The sequence below is a fragment of the Bartonella sp. AP58NXGY genome, from assembly GCF_042195785.1.
In the GTDB taxonomy this organism is placed as follows: Bacteria; Pseudomonadota; Alphaproteobacteria; order Rhizobiales; family Rhizobiaceae; genus Bartonella.
In genome coordinates this window covers 1-665 of sequence record NZ_JBHIOY010000291.1, presented here as the reverse complement: position 1 = coordinate 665, position 665 = coordinate 1, and the positions used below count along the sequence as shown (strand labels likewise).

The window sequence follows — 665 nt, the reverse complement described above, 5'->3', positions numbered from 1 at the left end:
AACACGGGTTGCTTGATGAGAAAGCACCAGACCTTGTGCACTCAAATGGATTTGGTTTTCTCCATGGGAGAGAATAAGTTCATCTTTTGTCATCCGCAAAGCGCCACCGGCATAACAAAGCGCAAGCTCTTGCGGCGAGCGTGCGAGGTTAGGCATATCCTCACTATAGCTATCGCGTACAACCAGAGAGGCGGAGCCAATTTCACCATGGGGGTTCAACAACCGCACCGGATCACCAACATTGAAAGGCATATTGCTGGAAACAGCCCCCGCCGCTTCTTGTGCTTGCAACCAAGGCGATAAAACCGCTTGTCCATTGGAACCCTGTTCGGAAAGTTTCACCCGCAGCCTATGGCCATCAACTTGCACAACCCGCCCGATCATGTGCTGGTTGGCAAGACAGCGGTCAAGCGCATCAAGACGCTTCATAATTTGTCGAAAGGTATCGCTTAAGAGATGTGCATCATTCATGCCCCCACCTCATTGTCTAAATAAATCAACCCAGCTTTGAGTTGTCCCGCATCAGCAAAAATATCCTGTCCCAAATGATATAAATCTTGGTGCCATTCCACCACACTGATCGATACACCACGCTGCTTAATCGCCGCAGAGATAATCGGTTCAATTTGCACCTCACGCGGGGCACTCAATTGCGTTAGTCCCCA

At 49.9% G+C, this 665-nt stretch carries 1 protein-coding gene and 1 pseudogene; both read right to left on the bottom strand.

Going from position 1 to position 665, the window contains the following annotated elements; all coding sequences use genetic code 11:
• Positions 1 to 471, bottom strand: a 471-nt coding sequence (locus ACFINC_RS11010; RefSeq protein ID WP_375617228.1) for a baseplate assembly protein, incomplete at its 3' end; no start/stop codon positions are given.
• Positions 468 to 665, bottom strand: a pseudogene (locus ACFINC_RS11005) (hypothetical protein); the annotation flags it as partial. The gene ACFINC_RS11010 and the pseudogene ACFINC_RS11005, both read right to left, overlap by 4 nt.